The organism is Mesorhizobium sp. M0119 (assembly GCF_040322615.1).
Classification (GTDB): Bacteria; Pseudomonadota; Alphaproteobacteria; order Rhizobiales; family Rhizobiaceae; genus Mesorhizobium.
In genome coordinates, this window is record NZ_JAMYTU010000009.1 from 62,945 (window position 1) to 84,630 (window position 21,686).

Annotated in this window: 21 protein-coding genes and 1 tRNA gene; 9 read left to right on the plus strand and 13 right to left on the minus strand. The window is 61.5% G+C overall.

Translation table 11 applies throughout. The annotated features are described in order from the left end of the window. Positions 1-5 precede the first annotated feature (5 nt). The 7 genes from NKJ40_RS11440 to NKJ40_RS11470 all read right to left on the minus strand — a co-directional run bounded on the left by NKJ40_RS11440 (position 6) and on the right by NKJ40_RS11470 (position 7,164). Complete coding sequence (locus NKJ40_RS11440; RefSeq protein WP_352466190.1) at positions 6-980, minus strand: ABC transporter permease; 975 nt, start codon at positions 978-980, stop codon at positions 6-8. Beyond that, positions 980-2,092: an ABC transporter permease gene (locus tag NKJ40_RS11445; protein WP_352466274.1), complete on the minus strand. Its 1,113-nt coding sequence runs from the start codon at positions 2,090-2,092 to the stop codon at positions 980-982. The genes NKJ40_RS11440 and NKJ40_RS11445 overlap by 1 nt, the downstream gene beginning before the upstream one ends. Further along, entirely contained in the window at positions 2,089-3,681 is a 1,593-nt protein-coding gene (locus NKJ40_RS11450) for an ABC transporter ATP-binding protein (protein ID WP_502903704.1), read from the minus strand. Before NKJ40_RS11450 ends, NKJ40_RS11445 begins: the two co-directional genes overlap by 4 nt. 150 nt (positions 3,682-3,831) lie before the next feature. Beyond that, positions 3,832-4,809, minus strand: a complete 978-nt coding sequence (locus tag NKJ40_RS11455) for a quinone oxidoreductase family protein (RefSeq protein ID WP_352466192.1) — start codon at positions 4,807-4,809, stop codon at positions 3,832-3,834. An 18-nt stretch (positions 4,810-4,827) separates the two neighbouring features. After that, positions 4,828-5,643: a phosphatidylcholine synthase gene (pcsA, locus tag NKJ40_RS11460; protein ID WP_352466193.1), complete on the minus strand. Its 816-nt coding sequence runs from the start codon at positions 5,641-5,643 to the stop codon at positions 4,828-4,830. Beyond that, a complete protein-coding gene (locus NKJ40_RS11465) occupies positions 5,640-6,254 on the minus strand; it encodes a DUF1326 domain-containing protein (protein WP_352466194.1) in 615 nt (204 codons plus the stop codon). Before NKJ40_RS11465 ends, pcsA begins: the two co-directional genes overlap by 4 nt. A gap of 13 nt (positions 6,255-6,267) precedes the next feature. Continuing rightward, a complete protein-coding gene (locus NKJ40_RS11470; RefSeq protein ID WP_352466195.1) occupies positions 6,268-7,164 on the minus strand; it encodes a DUF2182 domain-containing protein in 897 nt (298 codons plus the stop codon). Positions 7,165-7,267: 103 nt separating this feature from the next. On the opposite strand from NKJ40_RS11470, the gene NKJ40_RS11475 reads away from it, so the two are divergent. Then, entirely contained in the window at positions 7,268-8,476 is a 1,209-nt protein-coding gene (locus NKJ40_RS11475; protein ID WP_352466196.1) for a UbiH/UbiF family hydroxylase, read from the plus strand. A gap of 222 nt (positions 8,477-8,698) precedes the next feature. Further along, the gene (gene hspQ / locus NKJ40_RS11480; protein WP_023675043.1) at positions 8,699-9,022 is read left to right on the plus strand and encodes a heat shock protein HspQ; all 324 of its coding nucleotides are present in this window, start codon (positions 8,699-8,701) and stop codon (positions 9,020-9,022) included. 122 nt (positions 9,023-9,144) lie between these two features. On the opposite strand, the gene NKJ40_RS11485 is transcribed toward hspQ, so the two are convergent. Further along, the gene (locus tag NKJ40_RS11485) at positions 9,145-9,774 is read right to left on the minus strand and encodes an invasion associated locus B family protein (protein WP_352466197.1); all 630 of its coding nucleotides are present in this window, start codon (positions 9,772-9,774) and stop codon (positions 9,145-9,147) included. 230 nt (positions 9,775-10,004) lie between these two features. Here NKJ40_RS11485 and NKJ40_RS11490 point away from each other — a divergent pair, with 230 nt between their 5' ends. Next, the gene (locus NKJ40_RS11490; RefSeq protein WP_352466198.1) at positions 10,005-11,825 is read left to right on the plus strand and encodes an extracellular solute-binding protein; all 1,821 of its coding nucleotides are present in this window, start codon (positions 10,005-10,007) and stop codon (positions 11,823-11,825) included. A 23-nt stretch (positions 11,826-11,848) separates the two neighbouring features. Next, positions 11,849-12,526, plus strand: coding sequence for a DsbA family oxidoreductase (locus tag NKJ40_RS11495; RefSeq protein ID WP_352466199.1), 678 nt, complete (start codon positions 11,849-11,851; stop codon positions 12,524-12,526). A gap of 68 nt (positions 12,527-12,594) precedes the next feature. Here the strand turns inward: NKJ40_RS11495 and NKJ40_RS11500 are convergent, their stop codons facing one another. Beyond that, the gene (locus NKJ40_RS11500) at positions 12,595-12,966 is read right to left on the minus strand and encodes a hypothetical protein (RefSeq protein ID WP_352466200.1); all 372 of its coding nucleotides are present in this window, start codon (positions 12,964-12,966) and stop codon (positions 12,595-12,597) included. A gap of 561 nt (positions 12,967-13,527) precedes the next feature. Here NKJ40_RS11500 and NKJ40_RS11505 point away from each other — a divergent pair. Together NKJ40_RS11505 and mgtE are read left to right on the plus strand one after the other, a co-directional pair. Further along, on the plus strand, positions 13,528-15,417 hold the full coding sequence (locus NKJ40_RS11505; RefSeq protein WP_352466201.1) for an ABC transporter ATP-binding protein/permease: 1,890 nt from the start codon (positions 13,528-13,530) through the stop codon (positions 15,415-15,417). A gap of 271 nt (positions 15,418-15,688) precedes the next feature. Continuing rightward, complete coding sequence (gene mgtE, locus NKJ40_RS11510; RefSeq protein ID WP_352466202.1) at positions 15,689-17,053, plus strand: magnesium transporter; 1,365 nt, start codon at positions 15,689-15,691, stop codon at positions 17,051-17,053. 56 nt (positions 17,054-17,109) lie between these two features. Here the strand turns inward: mgtE and gor are convergent, their stop codons facing one another. The 3 genes from gor to rpiA form a co-directional block, all read right to left on the minus strand. Continuing rightward, positions 17,110-18,498, minus strand: a complete 1,389-nt coding sequence (gene gor / locus NKJ40_RS11515) for a glutathione-disulfide reductase (RefSeq protein ID WP_352466203.1) — start codon at positions 18,496-18,498, stop codon at positions 17,110-17,112. A gap of 118 nt (positions 18,499-18,616) precedes the next feature. Next, on the minus strand, positions 18,617-19,195 hold the full coding sequence (locus NKJ40_RS11520) for a DUF2059 domain-containing protein (RefSeq protein ID WP_352466204.1): 579 nt from the start codon (positions 19,193-19,195) through the stop codon (positions 18,617-18,619). Next, a complete protein-coding gene (gene rpiA / locus NKJ40_RS11525) occupies positions 19,182-19,913 on the minus strand; it encodes a ribose-5-phosphate isomerase RpiA (RefSeq protein ID WP_352466205.1) in 732 nt (243 codons plus the stop codon). The genes NKJ40_RS11520 and rpiA overlap by 14 nt, the downstream gene beginning before the upstream one ends. 144 nt (positions 19,914-20,057) lie before the next feature. Between rpiA and NKJ40_RS11530 the strand changes: the two genes are divergently transcribed. Next, complete coding sequence (locus tag NKJ40_RS11530) at positions 20,058-20,741, plus strand: phosphoglycolate phosphatase (protein ID WP_352466206.1); 684 nt, start codon at positions 20,058-20,060, stop codon at positions 20,739-20,741. A gap of 101 nt (positions 20,742-20,842) precedes the next feature. After that, positions 20,843-20,917: transfer RNA gene (locus tag NKJ40_RS11535), tRNA-Val, on the plus strand. A gap of 39 nt (positions 20,918-20,956) precedes the next feature. On the opposite strand, the gene NKJ40_RS11540 is transcribed toward NKJ40_RS11535, so the two are convergent. Continuing rightward, positions 20,957-21,169 (minus strand): hypothetical protein, encoded by a 213-nt coding sequence (locus NKJ40_RS11540; RefSeq protein ID WP_352466207.1) that lies wholly within the window; start codon positions 21,167-21,169, stop codon positions 20,957-20,959. Between the two features lie 257 nt (positions 21,170-21,426). On the opposite strand from NKJ40_RS11540, the gene NKJ40_RS11545 reads away from it, so the two are divergent. Then, positions 21,427-21,678: a PepSY domain-containing protein gene (locus tag NKJ40_RS11545; protein ID WP_292653589.1), complete on the plus strand. Its 252-nt coding sequence runs from the start codon at positions 21,427-21,429 to the stop codon at positions 21,676-21,678. The last annotated feature ends 8 nt before the right edge of the window (positions 21,679-21,686 follow it).

The window sequence follows — 21,686 nt, forward strand, 5'->3', positions numbered from 1 at the left end:
TGTTGTCAACGATCCGGAACGAATGGCTGGCCCAAAGAGGCCGGCGTGTTCATCATCGTCAAACGCTTGTTGCGCGAGATTAGAACGAGAACCACGACGGTTGCCAGATAGGGCAGCGAAGAAAGCAGCTGCGAGGGAAACGATTTTAAGAACGCAACCAACTTGTAGAGCAACCAGGGCGCGTCGACGAAGTCCTGCAGATTTATGGCTTGGACGTGAAGCTGGCCAACCCAGATCGCGCCGAAAATATAGGCGCCGGCCAGCACCCGCCATGGCCGCCAGGAGGCGAAGACGACCAGAGCCAGCGCGATCCAGCCGCGGCCGGCGGTCATGTTCTCCACCCATTGCGGTGTGTAGACCAGCGATAGGTGACCGCCGGCAAGCCCTGCACAAGCGCCGCCGAAGATCACCGAAAGGTAGCGGTAACGGATGACGTGGATGCCAAGCGCATGGGCGGATGCATGGCTGTCGCCGATCGAACGCAAGGTGAGCCCGGTGCGGGTCTTGAACAGGAACCACATGACGACGGCGGTCAGCGCGATCGAGATGTAGAAGATTGGATCCTGTCCGAACAGCAGCCTGCCGACGACCGGGATGGCGGTCAGGCCGGGAATATCGAGGTTAGGCAATCTCTCGCCGGGCTGGCCGACAAAATTCGTCCCCATCATGCCGGAAAGACCAAGGCCGAGCAGCGTCAGCGACAGGCCGGTTGCCACCTGGTTGGTGGCCAGCGACAGGGTCATGACGGCGAACAGCAGCGAGAACACTGCCCCCATGGCAATTGCCGCCAACAGCCCTATCCATGGCGAGCCGGTGAGATAGCCGGCGCCGAAACCGCCGACCGCACCCATGATCATCATTCCTTCGACGCCGAGATTGAGCACACCCGAACGTTCGACCACCAGTTCGCCGATCGCCGCGATCAGCAGCGGCGTCGCCGCCGTCGCGATGGTCAAAAGGATGTTGACGGTGATGTCCATCAGCGAGCTTCCTCCAGCTTCGGCGCCGCCTCAAGTTTCGGTGCGGCAAAGCCGGTCAGGCGAATGCGATAGTGAATGAGCGTGTCGCAGCCGAGCACGAAGAACAAAAGCATGCCCTGGAACACGCGCGCCACCTTGTCGGAGATGCCGAGCGCGCTTTGCACCGCCTCGCCGCCGAGATAGGTCAGCGCCAGCACAAGGCCGGCGGCAACGATGCCGAGCGGATTGAGCCGGCCGAGGAATGCGACGATGATGGCGGTAAATCCGTAGCCGGGCGAGATCACCGGCTGCAGCTGCCCGATGGCGCCTGAGACCTCCGAAATCCCGGCAAGCCCGGCCAGTGCGCCCGACAGCAGGAAGGCAAAGAAGACCATGCGCTTGAGGCCAAACCCGGCGAAGCGCCCTGCCCTCGGGCTTGAGCCGAGCACGCGGACCTCGAAGCCTTTCAGCATACGGCTCATCAGGATCCAGATCAGTATCGCCGCGACCAGCGCGAAGACAAATCCCCAGTTTGCCCGGCCGGATTCCGGAAGGAGTTCCGGCAGTATGGCCGAGTCGTTGAACTGGATGGTTTGCGGGAAACCATGGCCCTGCGGGTCGCGCCACGGCCCGCGTACCAGCCAGTCGAGGAAGAGCTGGGCGACATAGACCAGCATCAGACTGGTCAGGATCTCGTTGGTATTGAAGCGCGTCTTCAGCAGTGCCGGAATTGCGGCATAGGCGGCTCCACCGACCATGCCGAGCAGAAGCATCAGCGGCAGCACTAATGGGCCTTCGAACTGCGGAAACAGCACGGGGATGATCGAGCCGACAATGCCGCCCAGGATAAACTGGCCTTCGGCGCCGATGTTCCAGATGTTCGCCTTGTAGCAGACCGACAGGCCGACCGCGATTAGGATCAAGGGGGCGGCCTTGATCGCCAACTCATGCAACTGCCATACTTGGCTGATCGGTTCGATGAAGTAGATGCGGAACGCAGTCAAGGGGTTGACGCCGAGCAGCGCGAACATGATGGCACCGGCAATGATCGTCAAAACGAAAGCGATGAAAGGCGAGAGTGCCGAAAACAGCATCGAGCGCTGCGGGCGTTTTACAAGTTCGAGGCGCATCAGGCCGTCTCCAGCGTATGTTCGGCATGCCCGGGTTCGGCGCCGCCCATCAGCAGCCCGATCTTCTCGAATGTCGCTTCAGCTATCGGCAGCGGGTTCGACAGTTCGCCATTGTGCATGACCGTGATCGCATCGGAAATCTCGAACAGCTCGTCGAGGTCCTGGCTGATCACCAGCACCGCAGAGCCGCTGCGCGCCAGTTCGATCAGCGCCTGGCGGATGTGGGCCGCCGCACCCGCGTCGACCCCCCAGGTCGGCTGATTGACCACCAAGACGCTTGGCCGGCGGTCGAGTTCGCGGCCGACGATGAACTTCTGCAGATTGCCGCCAGAAAGAGCCGCAGCCTCTGGATCCGGCGCGCTCTTGCGCACGTCCATCGCCTTTATGATGCGCTGGGCAGCGGTATAGATCGCATCGCCCTTGACCATTCCACCGGCGCCGACAAACATCTTGCCATCGGTGGCGTGGCGCGACAGAAGCAGGTTCTCCGAAAGTTTCATGCGCGGTGCTGCGCCATGGCCGAGCCGCTCTTCCGGGACGAAGGCAGCGCCCATCAGTCGCCTGCCGGTGATGGTGAGGCCGCCGGCATCCTTACCGCGGATGCGGACCGAGCCCGCATCCTGCTGCAGCACCTCGCCGGAAACCGATTCGAAGAATTCACCCTGGCCGTTGCCGGCCACACCGGCAATGCCGATCACCTCGCCGGCGCGGACTTCAAGATTGATGTTCCTGAGCGGGATCGAGAACGGGGTCGCCGGCTTGCGGGTGAGTTCGCGGATTTGAAGCAGCACCGGCGCGGTCTCGATACCCTCGGCCGGCGCCCGCACCACGGCCTGCACCTCGTTGCCGACCATCATCCGCGCCAACGAAGACGCGGTTTCCTGGCGCGGATTGCAATGGCCGACCACCTTGCCGTGACGCAGCACGGTGGCGCGGTCGCAGATCCGTTTGACCTCTTCCAGCCGGTGCGAAATGTAGAGGATGGACTTTCCTTCCGAACGCAGCCGTTCGAGCGTCTCGAACAGCTTATCGGCCTCCTGCGGCGTCAGCACCGAAGTCGGCTCGTCGAGGATGATGAGTTGCGGCGTCTGCAGCAGGCAGCGGATGATTTCGATACGCTGACGCTCGCCGACCGACAGATCACCGACCAGCGATAGCGGATCGAGAGGCAGGCCGTAACTGTAGGAGAGCGCCCTCGCCTTGGCCGCGATCGTGCTGATCGGCGAGCCGTCATCCAGCGACAGCGCGATATTCTCCGCCGCCGTCAGCGCTTCGAAAAGAGAAAAATGCTGGAAAACCATGCCGATGCCGAGCTTTTTTGCGGTACCGGGGCTGGTGATCCTGACCGCCTGGCCATTCCAGAAAATCTCGCCGGAATTCGGTTCCAGCGATCCAAACAGCATTTTCACCAGGGTCGACTTGCCGGCGCCGTTCTCGCCAAGCAATGCATGGATCTCGCCCTTGGCGATGTTGAGATCGACATGGTCGCACGCCGTCAATGTGCCGAATATCTTTGTGAGGCCGCGAACCTCAAGCAGGTTTGCGCCGTCCTGATCTGCACTCACGGTGCCTCCATCTGGTTTGCCAGACATGTTCTGTGTTCCCGCAAGCATCGTATGCGCGGCCTGCTCTCTACGGTAAGCGCCTCGCGACTTGAAAGAGCTTCAAGAATTTCAGCGGAAACTCAAGCGGTAAAGAGCAGTTCGCAAGAACGGCGGCGTTGGCGGGCCGAAAATGCGGGCTCAAGGGACAAGTATCGTTGTCCCGGTGGTCCGGCGCCCTTCGAGATCGGAATGCGCCTTGCCCGCATCGCTGAGCGCGTAACGCTGGTTGATCTTGATCTTGACGGCGCCGCTGAGCACCACATCGAACAAGGCGGCGGCGGAAGCCTCGAGGTCTTCGCGCCTGGCGTTGTAGACGAATAGCGTCGGCCGCGTTGCGAACAGCGAGCCCTTCTGCGCCAGCAGCGAGATGCTGAAGGGCGGGATCGGCCCAGACGATTGACCGAAGCTGACGAACGTGCCGAGCGGCCGCAGGCAATCGAGCGAGGCTGGAAACGTGTCGTTGCCAACCGAGTCATAGACAACGTCGCATTTCTTGCCACCGGTGATAGCGGCAACGCCGGCCACGAAATCCTGTTCGCGATAGTTGATCACGTGGTCGAAGCCATGCGCCTTGGCGAGCTCGATCTTGTCGGTTGAACTTGCGGTGCCGATCACCGTCGCGCCGAGATGCTTGGCCCATTGGCCGAGGATCAGGCCAACGCCGCCTGCCGCCGCATGGAACAGGACCGTATCGCCGGCCTTCACCTTGAATGTACGGCGCAACAAGTACTCGGCGGTCATGCCCTTTAGCATCATCGCCGCGGCCTGTTCGTCGCTGATGCCGTCCGGCACCTTCACCACGCGGTCGGCGGCGATCACGCGCTGCCCGGCATAGGCACCGGTCGTCACGGCATAGGCGACGCGATCCCCGGGCTTCAGCCAGTCGACATCTGTGCCGACGTCCAAAACCACGCCGGCCGCCTCGCCGCCGGGGATCAGCGGGAACCCACTGGGTAGCGGATAAAGGCCAGAGCGATAATAGACGTCGATGAAATTGAGACCGATCGCCGTGTGCCTGACCAGGATCTGTCCCAAGCCCGGCTGCCCGGGATCGGCATCCTCATAGGTCAGGACCTCCGGGCCGCCGTGGGCATGGATGCGGATCGCTTTGGACATTTTCAGGCTCTCTTGGGATCAGGCTTTCTTGTCCGGCTTGGCGCCGAGATTTGGAAAGAACTGCATGATAGCGCCGATGCAGGCGAGGTAAAGCCCGGTGACCGTAATCCCGATCTTGATGAAATCGCTCACCTGCTCGCCCAGCACGCCGATCTGGTCGTAGAAGGAGGCAAGTGCGGCCTGCGCCAGCGCCAGCGCGCCGAAAGCGCACCAAAGCAGCGTCATGCCGAGATTGATTGGCCGCAGCCGCTTCACCCGCACCGGATGGATGAAATTGATCGGCACGAAGGTGAGAATGCCGGCCACCACGACCGCGGCGAAGGAAACCCATTGGCCTGGTTCGATGACGAACAGCGTGAACACCACCATGTTCCAGACGACCGGAAAGCCTTTGAAGAAATTCTCCTTCGTCTTCATGCCGGTATCGGCATAGTAGATTGCGCTCGACACCACGATTATTGCCGCCGACAGGAACGACAGGCGCTCGCCCATGAAGCCGCGCTGATAGAGCGCAAAGGCCGGAATCAACACGTAGGTCACGTAGTCGATGATGTTGTCGAGCAGTTCGCCCGACCATGTCGGCAGGATTTCCTTGACGTCGAGCTTCCTGGCGATCGGGCCGTCGATACCGTCGACGAAAAGCGCCAGCCCCAGCCACCAGAACATCGCCGTCCAGCGCTGCTCGCTTGCTGCCACTAGCGACAGAAACGCCAGGAATGAGCCCGACGCGGTCAAGAGATGGACCGAGAACGCCCGCGCCTGCGGCCACGTGACTTTCTTCTTCGGTCGCGGAATCCGGTCGGCGATTTTCCTGGCCGTCGTCTTCTTGCTCACGGGCCCCGCCAGTCCAGCTTGCAGATTTCGGCCGAACGCCCGGCAAAGTTCCAGTTGCGGCCAAAGGCCCGCATTTTGCTCTTGTCGGATTTGGCGACGATGATTTCCGGCGCAATCCAGTATTCCGAATTGCTGATGACCGTATCCTTGTCGCGATCCTTGCCGGTGATTGGCGTCACCGCGCCATCGATGATCTTCGGTATCTGAAAGATGCGTGTTTTCTCACGCGTCTCGTAGGTGATCGGCACCTGCTCGGCGCCGAGGAACTGTCCGACCAGGATGGAGAGCAGCGATGTGGTTCCACCGGCCTTGCCGGTGAATATCTTCGTCAGTCCCTTCACAGCGTAAACCGAGGCGCGCTTGTCGATGAACAGGCCGGCCGTCCAGTTGCCGCGGCTCATATAGCCGGGGATTTCCATGATCAGCCCAAGATTGAGACCGGACAGGTCGACCTCGCCGAAATGGCCGGCATCGATGCGGAATCCGGCCCAGGTCTGGCAATAGCCTTCGGTCGGCGGATGATTGCCGAGCGACAGCACGCAAGGGCAAAAAACCGTGCAATTGCAGGAGAGGACGAGCTCTCCCTTCATTGCCCAGTTTTGATCTGTCATCGAATTCTCCCCCTCATGCCGAGACTACTAGTAGCGCGGCTGCCCAGACAAGCAGTATCGCACCGCCCAACCGCGTCGGCAGATTGCCTGCCGTCTGTTTTTCGACCAGGCTGAACAGGCCGATCAGCGCCATCCAGAACACGTTCATCACACCGACGGCAAACATTACCAGCATCAGCGCCCAGCAGCATCCAAGGCACCACAGGCCCTGCTCGATGCCGAGCCGGAAAATGCGAATGGGCCTGGCGCTCCAGTTGGCGAACAGGACCGAGAACGGATTTCTGCACTTCTCCAGACAGGCTTCCTTCAGCCAGCTGAACTGATAGAGACCAGCGATCGACAGCGCGACTGCTCCGGCAATTCCAACCAGCGGATCGAGCATCTGCCCGGATGACGCGAATGCATGGACTGCGAGCGTCAGGGCAGCGAATATTGCCGCGGCGGCAAACCAGACGTTCAAATATCCAGCGACAAGGATCAGCGGATGGACGACCGGCTCCCTCTTGATCCGGGCGGTATCTGCGATCTCGCAATAGGTGCGGATCATCGGCGCCGCGGAGGGCAGCATGGTCGCGACGGCCATCAACAGCCACATCGCGGTGAGTGCCCCGCCTTGCGCGCCTAGGCTTGCGCGAAGCGGCGCCGGCGCAAGGCAGAGGGCGAAGAAACGCGCAAGGAAATCCGGCAACGGCAGTTGCGGCAGGTATTCCAGCACGGCGTCGCCGGGTACATCGGCGCCCGGGAGCCGGCTTACGGCACCACGAACTGCCATTGCGCCGAGAAGGAGCCAGGCAAGGGCGATGCCCATGCCGGCAACAACGCTCACGGCCAGTCGAGGGCTGCGCGCAACGCTCGCCATCGCGCGGCCGGTACCGTCGAGATGGCTGAAATCGTCTTTTTGGCCGGTCATGGCAACCGAATGGGCCGAATCGCCGCGTTGATCAAGCCGCATCACCTGACCTATATGGACCAGCAGGTCGGACAGGCCTCACCTCGCAATCCGGAAGCCGAATTTGGACCATCGGGAAACAGCACGGATATTGGTCGCCGGCAGCGGCCCTGCGGGGCTGATCGCGGCGCTTGGCTTTGCCGAGGCGGGCTTTCCGGTGACGCTCGTCGGACCCGAGGCAACCGGCCCCGACGGCCGGACGACAGCCTTGATGAACCCTGCCCTGAAGATGTTCGAACGGCTCGGGATCTTTGACGGAATCAGGCAGCACGCAGCGCCGCTCAAGGTGATGCGCATCGTTGACGCAACCAACCGGCTGATCCGCAGCCCGACAGTGACCTTTCGCGCCAGCGAGATCAACGAAGAGCAATTCGGGCTGAACTTGCCCAACAGCGTTCTCAACCGCACGCTAGCCGAGGCTGTCGCGCATTCGGGCATCGAATGGCGAAAGTCGATGGTGGAGGCATGGCGCCTCGATGCCGACCATGCCCATGCCGTTCTCGCCGACGGCAGCGAGGTTGAGGCGTCGCTGGCGGTTGCCGCCGATGGCCGTCACTCGCCGGCCCGCGGGGCAGCCGGCATCCGGACCTCGGTCCGATCCTATCCGCAGGCGGCGCTGGTGCTCAATTTCGGTCACCGCAGCGACCACGCCTTCACCTCGACCGAATTCCACACCGAGACCGGTCCGTTCACACAGGTTCCTCTGCCCGGCAACCGGTCCAGCCTTGTCTGGGTGCTCGAGCCCGATATCGCCAGGGACCTTGCAGCACTCGACGACGCCGAGCTTTCGACGCGGGTCGAACAGCGGATGCAATCGATGCTGGGCCGCGTGTCGGTTGAGCCCGGCCGGCAGGTCTACCCCCTTTCAGCGGTGAGCCCGTGGCGGTTTGCGCAGCGCCGCGTAGCCCTTGTCGGTGAAGCCGCCCATGTGTTTCCCCCAATCGGCGCGCAAGGCCTTAATCTCGGCATCCGGGACATCGACGACCTGATTGCTACCGCAAGCAGAAACCGCTCGGACCCGGGCGCCGCCCAGGCGCTTGCAGCCTATGATTTCAAGCGGCGGCCGGACATTCTGGCGCGCAGCAGCGCGGTCAACCTGCTGAACATGTCGTTGCTTTCCGACATGCTGCCGGCTCAGTTGGTGCGCAGCGCTGGCCTGGGCGCGCTTGAGGGGTTTGCGCCGCTGCGGGCGTTTTTCATGCGCGAGGGTCTTCGACCCGGCAGCGGTTTTGCGGCGTTTTTTGGCGGATTGCGAAAAGCGGCTGCGCGATAGCGATCTTGGGCACCGCCCTTGATCCGCATCTTGCGATGCTCAACCCGGCATCAAGGGGATCGGGATTGAATTGACGCGGCGTCTGCGCCAAATAATGACGATGTCGACCGTAAGTTCTGGGCCAATCTTTGCCGGATTGGTGCGTAGGAGTCTAAAGTCCTGGAGCGTTTTCTTGCGTGTTTCGGGATGGGTGGCGTTCAAGAAGTTCAAGTGGTGAGTGCGATGAAGACAGCCAAATTCTCGATCGGACAGGTAGTTCGCCACCGGCTGTTTCCGTTCCGCGGCGTCATTTTCGACGTCGATCCGCAATTCGCCAATACCGACGAATGGTACGAGGCGATCCCCGCTGACGTGCGGCCGCGCAAGGACCAGCCTTTCTATCATCTGCTCGCCGAGAATTCGGAGACGGAATACATCGCCTATGTGTCCGAGCAGAATTTACTCGAGGACCGGTCGGGCGAACCGGTCCGGCATCCGCAGATAGGTGAGATGTTCGACAAGAAGCCAGACGGGCGCTACGAGCCGAAGCACCAATTGAGACATTGACTTAGCCGGGATCTGGCTGGGCTGGGACAGGCTTGAGACATGGCTGGACCCGACAAACGGCCGGTCCAAACGAAAAAAGCGGGGCATGAACCCCGCTTCTTGTTGGTTCGAAAACCCGTCGATCAGTTAGCGGCCTTCGCCTTCTCCTGCTCTTCCTTGAGCTTCCTGGCAAAATCCTGATTGTTCTTGGCGACGAACTCCTGGAGCTTTTTCTGCCGGTCCTCGATGTCCGACTGCTGCAGCGGCGGGCCGTCGAAGGCGCCGCTGAAGCCGGTGAGCGCAATCTTGATCGGGTTCGGCTGGTTTTGGAAATTGACTGAGGTGAGCGTCAGCGCCGATCCCTTCTTGAAGGATGCGACGAGCTGATCGGTCAGCGGCACTTCCGCCACGCAGCGATCCGGGAAACAGATCACATAGTCGAGCTTCTGCGCCTTGCCGCCGTCGATCTGGAGGCCGATGCCGGGAGGAACCAGACGGCCGGTCGGAACCGTCACCTGGAAGACCTTGCGGTTCACCTTGCCCTTCAATTCGATCAGGCTGACGCCGGTGATGAGCTGGCCGTTGCCGGCCGTGGTGATGTTCTGGACATTGCAGATGTCGACGTCTTCCTGCTTGGTGCAGGCCTTGAACCAGCCTTGCGGAATCTGCTGTTGCTGCTGCGCGGAAGCAGCGGGAATCCCGGCGCCCAGAATGCCGACCACGCCAGCGGCCATGACCGACAGGCGGTACGCGTTGCTGTTCAGGCTCGTCATGTCGTGCATTCCTCTCAAATGATCCCGGAACCGGCCTTTTCGCGCCGTGTGGTCCAGCTACCTGTTGCCGAAATGAGGCAACAGAATGACTTCGGACGGCGTGTTACACTGCAAGCGATGCCGAATCCAGCCCGGGCCTCGCGAATCTTGGCCGAGGGATTGGGTCAAGGGGTTGGCCGGTGCACGACCGGCTCATGTATGCTGCGCATCGAATCGGGAAGGAGACGGTCATGGGCCGCGTTGTCGTTTGGCTGATCGCCGCAATCTTGTGTGTTGGCCTTTCCCTGCAGCCGGCCCTGTCGGAACCGAAGCACGCGCTTGCCATGCAGGGCGAACCGGCGCTGCCGGCCGACTATGATCATTTCAACTACGTCAATCCCGACGCGCCGAAAGGCGGCAGCATTACCTACTGCGTCGTCGGCAGCTTCGACAATCTCAATCCGTTCATACTGAGAAGCCTGCGCACCACCGCGCGTGGCATGATGGATCAAGCCTTTGGCAATCTTGTTTTCGAGCCGTTGATGCAGCGCAACTACGACGAGGCCTTCAGTCTCTACGGCCTGCTCGCCGATACCGCCGACATGGATCCCGAGCGCAAGAGCATCGAATTCCACCTCGATCCCAGGGCCAAATGGTCGGACGGCGAGCCAGTGACGCCGGAAGACGTGTTGTTCACCTATGACGTCTTCACCGAGAAGGGCCGACCACCTTACAGCCAGCGAATGAAAGCGATTGCCAAGCTCGAAAAGACCGGCGACCGCAGTGTGCGCTTCACCTTCAACGATAAGGCGGACCGCGAATTTCCCCTGATCATTGCGCTGACGCCGATCATCCCGAAACACGGCTTCAACAAGGACACCTTCGACAGGACGACGCTGAAGCCGGTGATCGGCAGCGGGCCTTACACGGTGGAGCAAGTCGTGCCGGGCCAGCGCATCGTGTTCAAGCGCAATCCGGCCTATTGGGGCAAGGACGTGCCGTCCAAGCGCGGCTTCGACAATTACGACCAGATCACCATCGAATATTTCCTCAACGCCAACGCCAAGCAGGAAGCGTTCAAGAAAGGCATCTGCGCCATCGACGAGGACAGCGACCCGGTCAAACGCGAGCGCGATCTCGACTTTCCGGCCTTCCACAGGGGCGAGGTCATCGCCGAAACTTTCGACACCGGCATTCCGCCGGTGGTCAACGGTTTCCTGTTCAACACGCGGCTGCCGAAATTTTCCAATCCGGTCGTGCGGCGCGCGCTCGGCATGCTCTACGATTTCGAATGGGCCAACAAGAATCTGTTCGGCGGCAAATACACGCGCACGATGAGCTTTTGGCAGAATTCCGAACTGTCCGCGCTCGGCCACCCGGCCAGCGAAAAGGAAAAGGCCCTGCTGGCCCCCTACCCCGGGCGCGTGCCTGCGGATGTCATGGACGGCACCCACAGGCCGCCCGTCACCGACGGCTCCGGCCAGGACCGCAAGGTGTTGAAGGCGGCATTCGAGCTGCTGAAGAGCGCAGGCTATACGGTGCAGGACGGCGCGATGCTCGATCCCGAGGGAAAGCCGTTCGGTTTCGAGATCCTGACCGCTTCGCAGGACGAAGAGCGACTTGCCGCTATCTATCAGCGCACGCTTGAGAAGCTCGGCATCGATGTCGGCATCCGCAGCCTCGACGGTGATCAGATCCAGTCGCGCAAGCAGCGTTTCGATTTCGAGGTGCTGGTCGGCTCGACCGGTTTCAACAACTCACTGTCGCCCGGTATCGAGCAAACCGGGCGCTGGGGATCCGTTGCCGCCAAGGCCGAAGGATCGTTCAACCTCGCCGGCGTTGCCGATCCGGCGGTGGACGCGGCGATCGAGGCGATGCTGAGAGCCCGTTCGAAGGAGGACTATGTCGCCGCCGTCCGCGTTCTCGATCGGCTGCTGATCTCCGGTAATTACATGGTGCCGACGCAGCACAACAACCGGCAATGGCTTGCTTATTGGAACTATCTGGAACATCCGCAAAAGACGCCCATATACGGTTATCAGTTGCCAACCTGGTGGCGCAAACCGAAGTGACCTCTTCAGAACAGGAGATCAAGATGAACGACGAGAACTCGATTACCGTCGATGTGGTCTCCGACGTGGTATGCCCCTGGTGCTTTATCGGCCAGAAACGGCTCGACAAGGCGATTGCCGCCGTCGACATCGACGTTCACATACGCTGGCGGCCCTTCCAGCTCGACCCGACGATCCCGCCCGAAGGCAAGAACCGCCGCGACTACATGGTGGCGAAATTCGGCAGCGATCAACGCATTCGCGAAATCCATGCCCGGATCGAGCCGTTGGGCGAGGCTGAAGGGATTTCCTTCGCGTTCGACGCCATCAAGGTCGCGCCCAATACGCTGGATGCGCACCGGCTCATTCGCTGGGCCGGGACGGCCGGCGAGGCCGTTCAGAACCGGCTGGTGCGCCGGCTGTTCCAGCTGAATTTCGAGGAAGGCGCCAATCTCGGCGATCATGCCGTGCTGATCGAAGCGGCCCGCGAGGCCGGTATGGATGCCTCCGTGGTCGAAACGCTTCTGTCGACCGACGCGGATGTCGAGGCGGTGCGCACCGAAATCGCCACCGCTTCGCGCATGGGCATATCTGGCGTGCCGTGCTTTCTGCTTGAAGGCAAATATGCGGTGATGGGCGCCCAGGACGCCGATACGCTTGCCGATGCACTCCGCCAGGTCGCCGCAGCCAAGGCACGCGGCGAACTGGAAACAGCCAACTGAGCCGGACTATTTCACCGTCACCTTGGCCTTGCTGACGAAAAAGCCATGGCCATGCTTGCCGGCGCAGGTCAATCCCTTGGTGGATGACTGGCAGGAAAACGGCCCTTGCTCCAGCTATTGCCGTACGCCAGCTTGGCCACGTCGCCGCAGCAGCCTTGCTCGCCCGGATTCTTGATCAGCGTCGCCGGGCCTTTCGGGCCGAGGATGATGGTGACGTAGCTGGGCTCGACGCGCGAACAGCTCAGTTCCGGTCCGCCATCCTGCGGCTCGTAGGTGCTGGTGCCGCCCTTCGGCGTGTAGATGCAGCCAATATTGCCGGACGGCGTGTTGAACTCGATCTGTCCCTCGCCGCAAACAATGTCCGTGCAAGCATGAAGAACTTCCCCCGGTTCAAACCTGGATGCGTCCGGCAGGTTCGATCCGAAGCGCGTGTTTGTCAAACGCGGTTTGTGCGCGCTCTTAAAAAGGCACGGGCCAATTGATATTGATCCGCATCCTGGACTGTGTCGGCAAAGTCATTGCTTGGCCGACTACGGGCTCCTGACAAGGCGGCTTCAACCACGAATCATACGGTCACGTTCTGGCCGCCGACGAGGTCGGAGCTGACCGTAAAGGCGGTTCAGGCTGTGAAGATCGACCGCTGGACGGCGCTTCTATGTTCACAAAGCTGTGTGAAGACCTTCCCTTGGGGAAGGTCTCTACTTGCTCCTGTGCGGGCAAGTAACTATTTGAAATTGCGTTGTTATTCCGCCCCTCGAAGCGTCACGGCATAGCGCCGTGATCATTCATTCTGTTGCTCCACTGCAACGGCCCGCGAGCTAAGCCATCGGCGGCCGGAGAAAAGCTAATGGAAAATGATCAATTGGTGTTACTGTCCGTAACAAAAGAAAAATCGTTTGGGCGGGATAGTGATTCGGGTCGATAGACCAACGCGACATTCAATATCGGAAAAATGGCTCCGCGGTGCCGCAAGGCAGTCGCCCCTGACGCCCGTATCGTCGATGCGCAGCTTCTGGGGACTGATGCGGGCCTACTGGTTCTCAGACCGCTGGATGGAAGCCTGGACGCTGACACTGGTGATCGCCCTGCTCACCGCGCTCTCCAGCAAGTCAGGCGTCTGGTTTGCCGTGGCATCCGGAGAGCTGGTCAACTCGATCGCCTTTTTCCACGATGCCGCAAACACCACCCCGCTTCAGACACTGCTGACCAATGCCGGGATACTTGTCCTCCTGGTCTTGCTCAAGGATGCGGGTTTTACCGGTATCCGCAGCCTGGTATCCGCAACGTTGCATCGCAAGTGGCGCGGCTGGCTGGACAGCCAGTTCAACGAAGCCCTGCTTGACGCCAATCACACGCATTTCCACGCTCAGCATGGCTCGTCAGGTGCCGCCGCTCCCGACAATATCGATCAGCGCATCCAGGAATCGATCAAGGATATGACGGGCGGCGCCATCGGCCTCGCGATGGGGGTTCTGGCCGTTGCTACTTCATTGTATTTCGTTGGCCAGCAACTGCTTGCACACTCGGCGGAGGTCAAAGGGCTGGAGTTCCTCGGCAGCTATGGCAGCGCCGTCCTCGCCTTTCTGGCGGTCGCCACCTACGTGCCGTTGAACACCTGGATCGCGGTCAAGCTGGGCAGGCTGCTGGAACGGCTCAATGTCAGGATGCAGCAGGCCGAAGGCAGCTATCGCGGCGAGCTGATCACGTTCCTGCGCCGCAGTTTTCATGTCGCCGCATCGCAAGGCGAGAACGTGCAGAAGGCAGTGCACACCCAGCGCTATGTCGACATCGACCGCACCTGGGCGCGGCTGAACATCGTCAACACAGGCTACAATTCGTTCGAGCTGATCTACAATTTCATCGGTGCCCGCATTGTCGCCTACGGGCCAGGCTTGGTTCCCTTCATCCATAACGGCTTCGATCTCAAGGGCTACATAACCGGCTCCGAGATGGTCAACTCGCTGATCAGTCAATGCTCGTGGTTCATCCACGTCATGCCTGCCATCGCCGCGCTGCGCGCCAACAGCCAGCGCGTCACCGAACTCGCAAACGCTATCGAAAACGTCCAGCACCCGCAGGAATTCTATCAGCAGACCGGCCGTTCCGATTTTCGCTACGACCGCCAAAACCCCGTTTTCGGCCTGACCATCCAGAAGCTCGAACTGGCGCATCAGGGCGAGGACGCAACGCCCTTCCTGAGTGCCGCGAATTTGCGCTTCCGGCGTGGCGAATGGACGTTCCTCAAGGGCGAATCCGGTTGCGGCAAGACCTCGCTGATCAAGGCGATCAACGGCCTGTGGCCTTACGGGCGCGGTATGATTGTCTTCCCGGAAGGGGTCAGGAGTTTCTACGCCGCCCAGGAGGTGAAGCTGCAGCAGGTTTCACTGAAGCAACTGGTCTGCCTGCCCGGTTCCGAGCACGATTACGCCGACGCGCAGGTCGCATCCGCCCTGCACAAGGCCGGCCTCGGCGATTTCATCGAGCATTTGGCCGATGAGAGCCGTGAAGGAAAGATCTGGGATCAGGTTCTCTCGGGTGGGCAGAAACAGAAGCTGGTTGTCGCCCGCATCGTGCTGCAGCAGCCGGGATTGCTGTTCCTCGATGAAGCCACTGGCGCGCTCGACCCCGATGGACGGATCGCCTTCCACCAGGCGATCAAGGACAATTGCCCTGATGCAACTGTGATCTCGATCATGCATGAGGCGACGCCGCCGAGATCGCTCGCGGGCACCGAATTCTACCACAGCGTGGTTGCGATCGCCGACGGCGTCGCCACCAAGAAGCCGCTGGTTCCGAGCTTGCCAGTCGAGCTCACCACCATCCTCACGCAGCCGACGCGGCCGGCCGAGGACAAGTGGCTGCGCTTTCCCCGCCGGCTGAAGCAGAGATAGCCGCGACGCCACTGTCGTTGCCGGCCGGCCTGCCACCTAGCCCGATCACAGTCTCGCGATCCAATCGGTCTGCCGCCGTTTTAACCCGCTCTCGCGATTGACTCGGCAAGGCGCGCTCCTAAGTTGCGCCGGCTCGCAGAGATCCCTACCCGAACCCGCGAGCAGAAAGGTCACCGCGCCATGCCTGGCGACAGTCACAGTCGAACGCAACCGCCGTCCGCTTGACGTGACCTGACCGGCTCACGTCCTGCCGGACGGCAAGGAGTGAGCCATGAACGAATTTTCCCCCGTTGCGGGCGGCGACGCTATCGCGATCGCCCGCGTACTTGCCAACGAACACATCGCCGATATCGTCGAGGCCTTGAACCAGGAGCCCCGTGAGACGGCATCGGAGCTGCTTTGCGAAGTGCCGTTCGAGCGGCTGGTCGAGATCTTCGACCAGCCGAAGCTCAACGGCGCATCCGAACTGGTCGAGGCGCTGCCCCGCATCAAGGCAGGCAGACTGCTTGCCGCCATGTCGGTCGACCGCGCCGCCGACATACTGCGCGATCTGTACGAGCCGGCTCGTTCCGAACTGCTTGGTGGCCTAGCGCCACCGCTGCGCGCGACGCTGCTTGCCATTCTCGGCTATCCCGAGGGCAGCGCCGCCTCGCTCATGACGACCGAATATGTCAGCGTGCCGCCGGACTGGAGCGTGGCCCGCACGCTGGATTATATCCGCAAGGTGGAGCGGACGCGCGAAACCGTCTACGCGATCTACATCGTCGATCCACAAACGCATGTCCTGTTGCGCTCGACCAGCCTGCGTCGACTGATCGCTGGCGAGCCCGACGAGCTGATCATGGCAATAGCGCCGGATCGTGCGCCTATCACCGTTTCACCGCTGACCGATAGTGAAAAGGTTGCTCAATTGATCTCGAAATATGATCTGCTCGCCGTTCCGGTCGTGGACAACGGCAAGCTCCTCGGCATCGTCACCATCGACGACATCATCGACACGATGATCTCGGAAACGACCGAGGACGTGCATCGTTTCGGCGGCATGGAAGCTCTCGACGAGCCCTATATGAAGATGGGTTTTCTGGCGATGATCCAGAAGCGCGCCGGCTGGCTGTGCGCGCTGTTTATCAGCGAGATGCTGACCGCCAACGCTATGCAGAGCTACGAGGGCGAGCTGGAAAAGGCGATCGTGCTGACCCTGTTCATTCCATTGATCATGAGCTCCGGCGGCAATTCCGGCTCGCAGGCGACCTCGCTCGTCATCCGGGCGCTGGCGCTGCGCGAAATCGGCCTCGGCGACTGGTGGCGGGTGGCATTGCGCGAGCTGCCCACCGGCCTGGTGCTTGGCTCGATCCTGGGCCTGGTCGGCGTCTGCCGCATCGCGCTCTGGCAGTATCTCGGCTTCTACGACTACGGCCCCCATTGGCCGCTGATCGCAATGACGATCGGCACCACGCTGGTTGGCATCGTCACCTTCGGCTCGCTGTCTGGATCGATGCTGCCGTTCGCCCTGAAGCGCATCGGCTTCGACCCGGCCAGCGCATCGGCTCCGTTCGTCGCCACGCTGGTCGACGTCACCGGGCTGGTGATTTATTTTTCGGTTGCGCTGGTGATCCTGCGCGGAACGCTGCTGTAAAAAACTCACGCACCTCCATCGCGGCAATCTCGTTGCCGCGATGGGTTCTCGTCGCGTCAGACGCGCTCACCATCTCTCACCCGGTAAGTCGGCTTGTACATGGTGACGAGTTCTTCCGCCGCGGTCGGATGCACCGCCATGGTGCGATCGAAATCATCCTTGGTCAGCCCCGCCTTCAGCGGTATGCCGAGAAGCTGCGCCATTTCGCCGGCATCCGGCCCGAGGATGTGGGCGCCGAGGACTCTTTTCGAGGCGCCGTCGACGACCAGCTTCATCAGCATCTTTTCGTCGCGGCCGGAAAGTGTGTGCCGCATGGGCCGGAAGGTGGCGCGGTAGATTTCAAGGTCCGAAAAGCGCTTTGCCGCCTCATCCTCCGACAGGCCGACCGTGCCGATCTCGGGCTGCGAAAAGACTGCGGTAGCGATGGTGTCGTGGTCGGGCGCCGTCGGGTTGTCCTTGAAGGCGGTCTCGACGAAGCACATCGCCTCGTGGATTGCCACCGGCGTCAATTGCACGCGGTGGGTGACGTCACCGATCGCCCAGATGTTGTCGATGTTGGTGCGGGAGTATTCGTCGACGTGGATTGCCCCGGTCTTGGTCATTTCGATGCCGATGCCCTCCAGGCCCATGTTCTCGGTATTGGGAATGCGGCCGATGGCGAGCATGACCTGGTCGACCGTCAGCACGGTGCCGCCGGTGACAAGCGCGTCGAGCCGGCCCTCAGGCCGCTTCCTGACCCACTCGGACACGGCGTGGCAGAGGATTTTTATCCCCTTCCTTTCCATCGTGTCGTGCAGCATGCGTCTGAGGTCCATGTCGAAACGGCTGAGGATCTCCTTGCCGCGGTAGACCAGCGTCGTGTCGACGCCAAGTCCATGAAAGATGTTGGCGAATTCGACGGCGATATAGCCGCCGCCCTCGATCATGATTGCCTTCGGCAACTCCTTTAGATCGAAGGCCTCGTTGGAAAAGATGCAGTGCTCATGGCCGGGCAATGCCGGATGCGGCGCCGGGCGCCCGCCGGTAGCGATCAGGATCTGGTCGGCGCTAACGCTGCGATCCTCACCGAGAAGATGCACCACATGCCGATCGACCAGGGTGGCGCGCGAATGAAAGACCTCGCCGCCGGCGCCCTGCACGTTCTTCTTGTAGATGGCCTCCAGCCGGCTGATTTCCCGATCCTTGTTGGCGACCAGCTTTTGCCAGTCGAAACGCGCCTCAGGCACCGTCCAGCCATAGCCGGCGGCGTCGGCGAAATGCTCGGGGAATTGCGAGGCGTAGACATATAGCTTCTTCGGCACGCATCCGCGGATCACGCAGGTGCCGCCATAGCGGTATTCCTCGGCAATGCCGACACGCTTGCCGAGTGCGGCCGCGACGCGCGCCGCCCTCACCCCGCCGGAGCCGCCGCCGATGACGAAAAGATCGTAGTCGTAACCGGCCATGGCTGAACTCCTTGCCCCTCAAACACCGAGACAGGTAGGCTGCCGACTATCAAAAGAAAAGCCCGGACTTGCCGGGCTTTCTGGTCCAGTGGCGGTCAGGCCCCTCGGAAGTCGGCGATCAATTCGGTGTGGCGTCCGCGGGAGCTGCGCCATCGGCCGGAGCGGTACCGTCGGCAGGTGCAGCCGGCGCCTTGGCATTCGCCGCTGCACCCAGGGTCTCTCCGACCTGCTGGGCGAGATCGCGAGCCAGGCCGTTCTGCCAGATCTCGGCAGCCTTCACCAGTTCGCGCGTGACGATCGGGCCGTTGTCGAGCAGCTTCTTGCCGGAATCGGAATTGTAGAAGGCGGCAATTTCATTGAGTTCCTTTTCCGAGAACACCTTTGCATAGGCGAGCGCCGCTTCCTTTTCCAGGTCGGCGCGGCGCGATGCCAAGGCCATCGCCTTCTCGTTGATCGTCTTGGCGATCAGTTCCTGCATGTCCGGGTTCTTCTGGATCAGCTGCTGCTCCAGTGCCGCGGCCGCTTGCGGCAGGATGCTGTCGAACGTATCCGTCGCATGGATCGCCGTGACGGCGGCGCGCGCCGCCTTCAAATGCGCATCGGTGACGTCCTGCGAAGACGCAGGCGACGAAAACGCGAAAACGGCCGAGGCCGCCAGAATGGCAAAAAAGCGGCCAACCCGGTTATGCAACATCATGATCGGTAAAACTCCCTGATTTTCGGGCGGCATGGACGGTTTGGATGCCGTCGCCGCCGGCTATGATGGCCGTTGATGCCAGCCCGATGAAAAGACCATGCTCGACCACGCCCGGAATGGCGTGGAGAGCATTCGAAAGCGCTCTTGTATCCGGAATGCGGCCAAAAGATGCATCGAGGATAAAATGGCCGCCGTCTGTAACAAATGGCTGGCTCCCCGTCATCCTCAATGTAACGGGGCCGGAAAGGCCAAGGTTTGCAGCCGCCGCGCCGACCGCAATTTCGGTGGCGCGCAGGCCAAACCGGTTGACTTCGATGGGCAGCGGAAAACGGCCGATCATCTCGACCATCTTGGAGCTGTCGGCGATGACGATCATGCGGGCGGAGGCCGCCGCGACGATCTTTTCGCGCAGCAGCGCGCCGCCGCCGCCCTTGACCAATGTCAGTGCCGGATCGATCTCGTCGGCGCCGTCGATGGTGAGGTCGAGCTCGGGCGTTTCCTCGAGGGTCGACAGCGGCACACCAAGCTCGCTGCAAAGGACGGCGGTGCGCTCCGAGGTCGGAACGCCGATGACAGTCAGGCCGGTGGCGACCTTGTCGGCGAGCAGCCGCACGAACTCGTCCGCCGTCGTGCCGGTGCCGATACCGAGCCGCATGCCATCCGAGACATGGGCAAGCGCTGCCCGCGCGGCCTCAACCTTCAATTGCCTCGCATCCATGCCGGGTCCCGAGATTTGTTTCGGCGCTCGTAGCATTTTTGCCGGGCTGGTCAAAGGACCTTGCCCGCGGTGGATAAGCCGGCTTGCCTGAACGGGCCGCAGCGGTTATCGCCTGCCGGCAATCAAATCGTCACAGGACAGGCCATGACCCGACCGATCATCGTGTTCGACCTCGACGGGACGCTGATCGACACGGCGCCGGACCTGCTCGACAGTCTCAACCACAGCCTTGCCGCCAGCCAGCTCGCGGCCGTCGACGAAGCCGGCTTCAAGCGCTTCGTCGGCCATGGCGGCCGGGTGATGATCGAGCGCGCTCACGCAGCGCAGCATAGGTCGCTGGCAGTGGAGGAGCACGACCGCCTGCTAAAGCTGTTCCTGGACCACTACACCATCAACATCCCCGGCAAATCACGCCCCTACCCCGGCGTCCCCGAAGCGATCGCACGGTTCGAAGCGGCCGGTTACCTGCTGGCCATCTGCACCAATAAATATGAGGCCAATTCGGTGGCATTGATTGAGGCGCTCGGCATGACCAGGCATTTCGCGGCGATCTGCGGCCAGGACAGCTTTCCGTTCCGCAAGCCAGACCCGCGCCATCTCACGCAGACCATCGCGCGCGCCGGCGGCGACCCGCACCGTGCACTGATGGTCGGTGATTCGCAGACCGACATCGACACGGCAAAGGCCGCCGGGATTCCGGTGGTGGCAGTCGATTTCGGCTACACCGACCGTCACGTGCGAGAGTTCGAACCGTCGGCGGTGATCTCGCATTTCGATTCGCTGACGCTTGATCTGGTCCAAGGACTGATGGCCGCGGCAGAAGGCTGAAGCCCGGCATCAGGCGGACCGCAGATGCCGACCGACAAGTGGTTGACTTCGCAGGCCGGCCTCCCTTATATCGCGGCGCGCTTGGCCTTCGGGCAACGAGCGGGCGATTAGCTCAGCGGGAGAGCACACCCTTCACACGGGTGGGGTCGCAGGTTCAATCCCTGCATCGCCCACCATCTGCTTTCCTGAATCAAATTCAAGCCAAGCCAGAGCGGCTAGCAGCTGCAGGTAGCCCCCTCGCCGCCAAAATTCTTTTGGGCGAAATTCAAAGCGCTGCTGTAGCTCGTATAGCTCTGGAACTGGCAAACGTTGGAGCCGGCCCGCACCTTCATCTGCTCGATATCCCAGAACGAAACCTCGATACGGTCGTCGGCGCAATAGACTGTATAGCGCTCAGGTTCCAGCGCTGCGGCTTTCTGCACAGGCATCGAAATGGCCAGGATGGAAAGTGTGAAAAGTACAAATATGATGGCATGACGCGTTTGCATGTAGACCCCGAATGACCACCGGCATTATTGTGGCCGCGATGTTGAGACGACGCATCATGATTTTAAGCAGTCGCCGTGTTCTTTCGGCGGCCATAAATCAGGTACGGACGACGTCTCCCTGTAGCGCAACGCTCCGCGATCCCGGAACAAACCTGCATGGAAACGAGTTTCTACTGATCGAGACGTGAGGGAAAGCCATGTCCAGACTTGTTTTGGCGGCCGCCGTGCTGCTTGTCGGCGGATCGGCCTTTGCCGCGGACGAAAATCCGGTGCCGCCGCAGAATGCCAAGAAGCTGTCGGAAATCATTGCTAAAGTCGAGCAGCGCGACGACTTCCGCTACATCAAGGAAATCGATTGGGACAGCGGCGCCTACACCGTCATTTATTACACGAACGACAAGGCCAAAGTCGAAATCACCTATGATCCGGTGACAACCGCGCCGAAATGAAGCTGTCC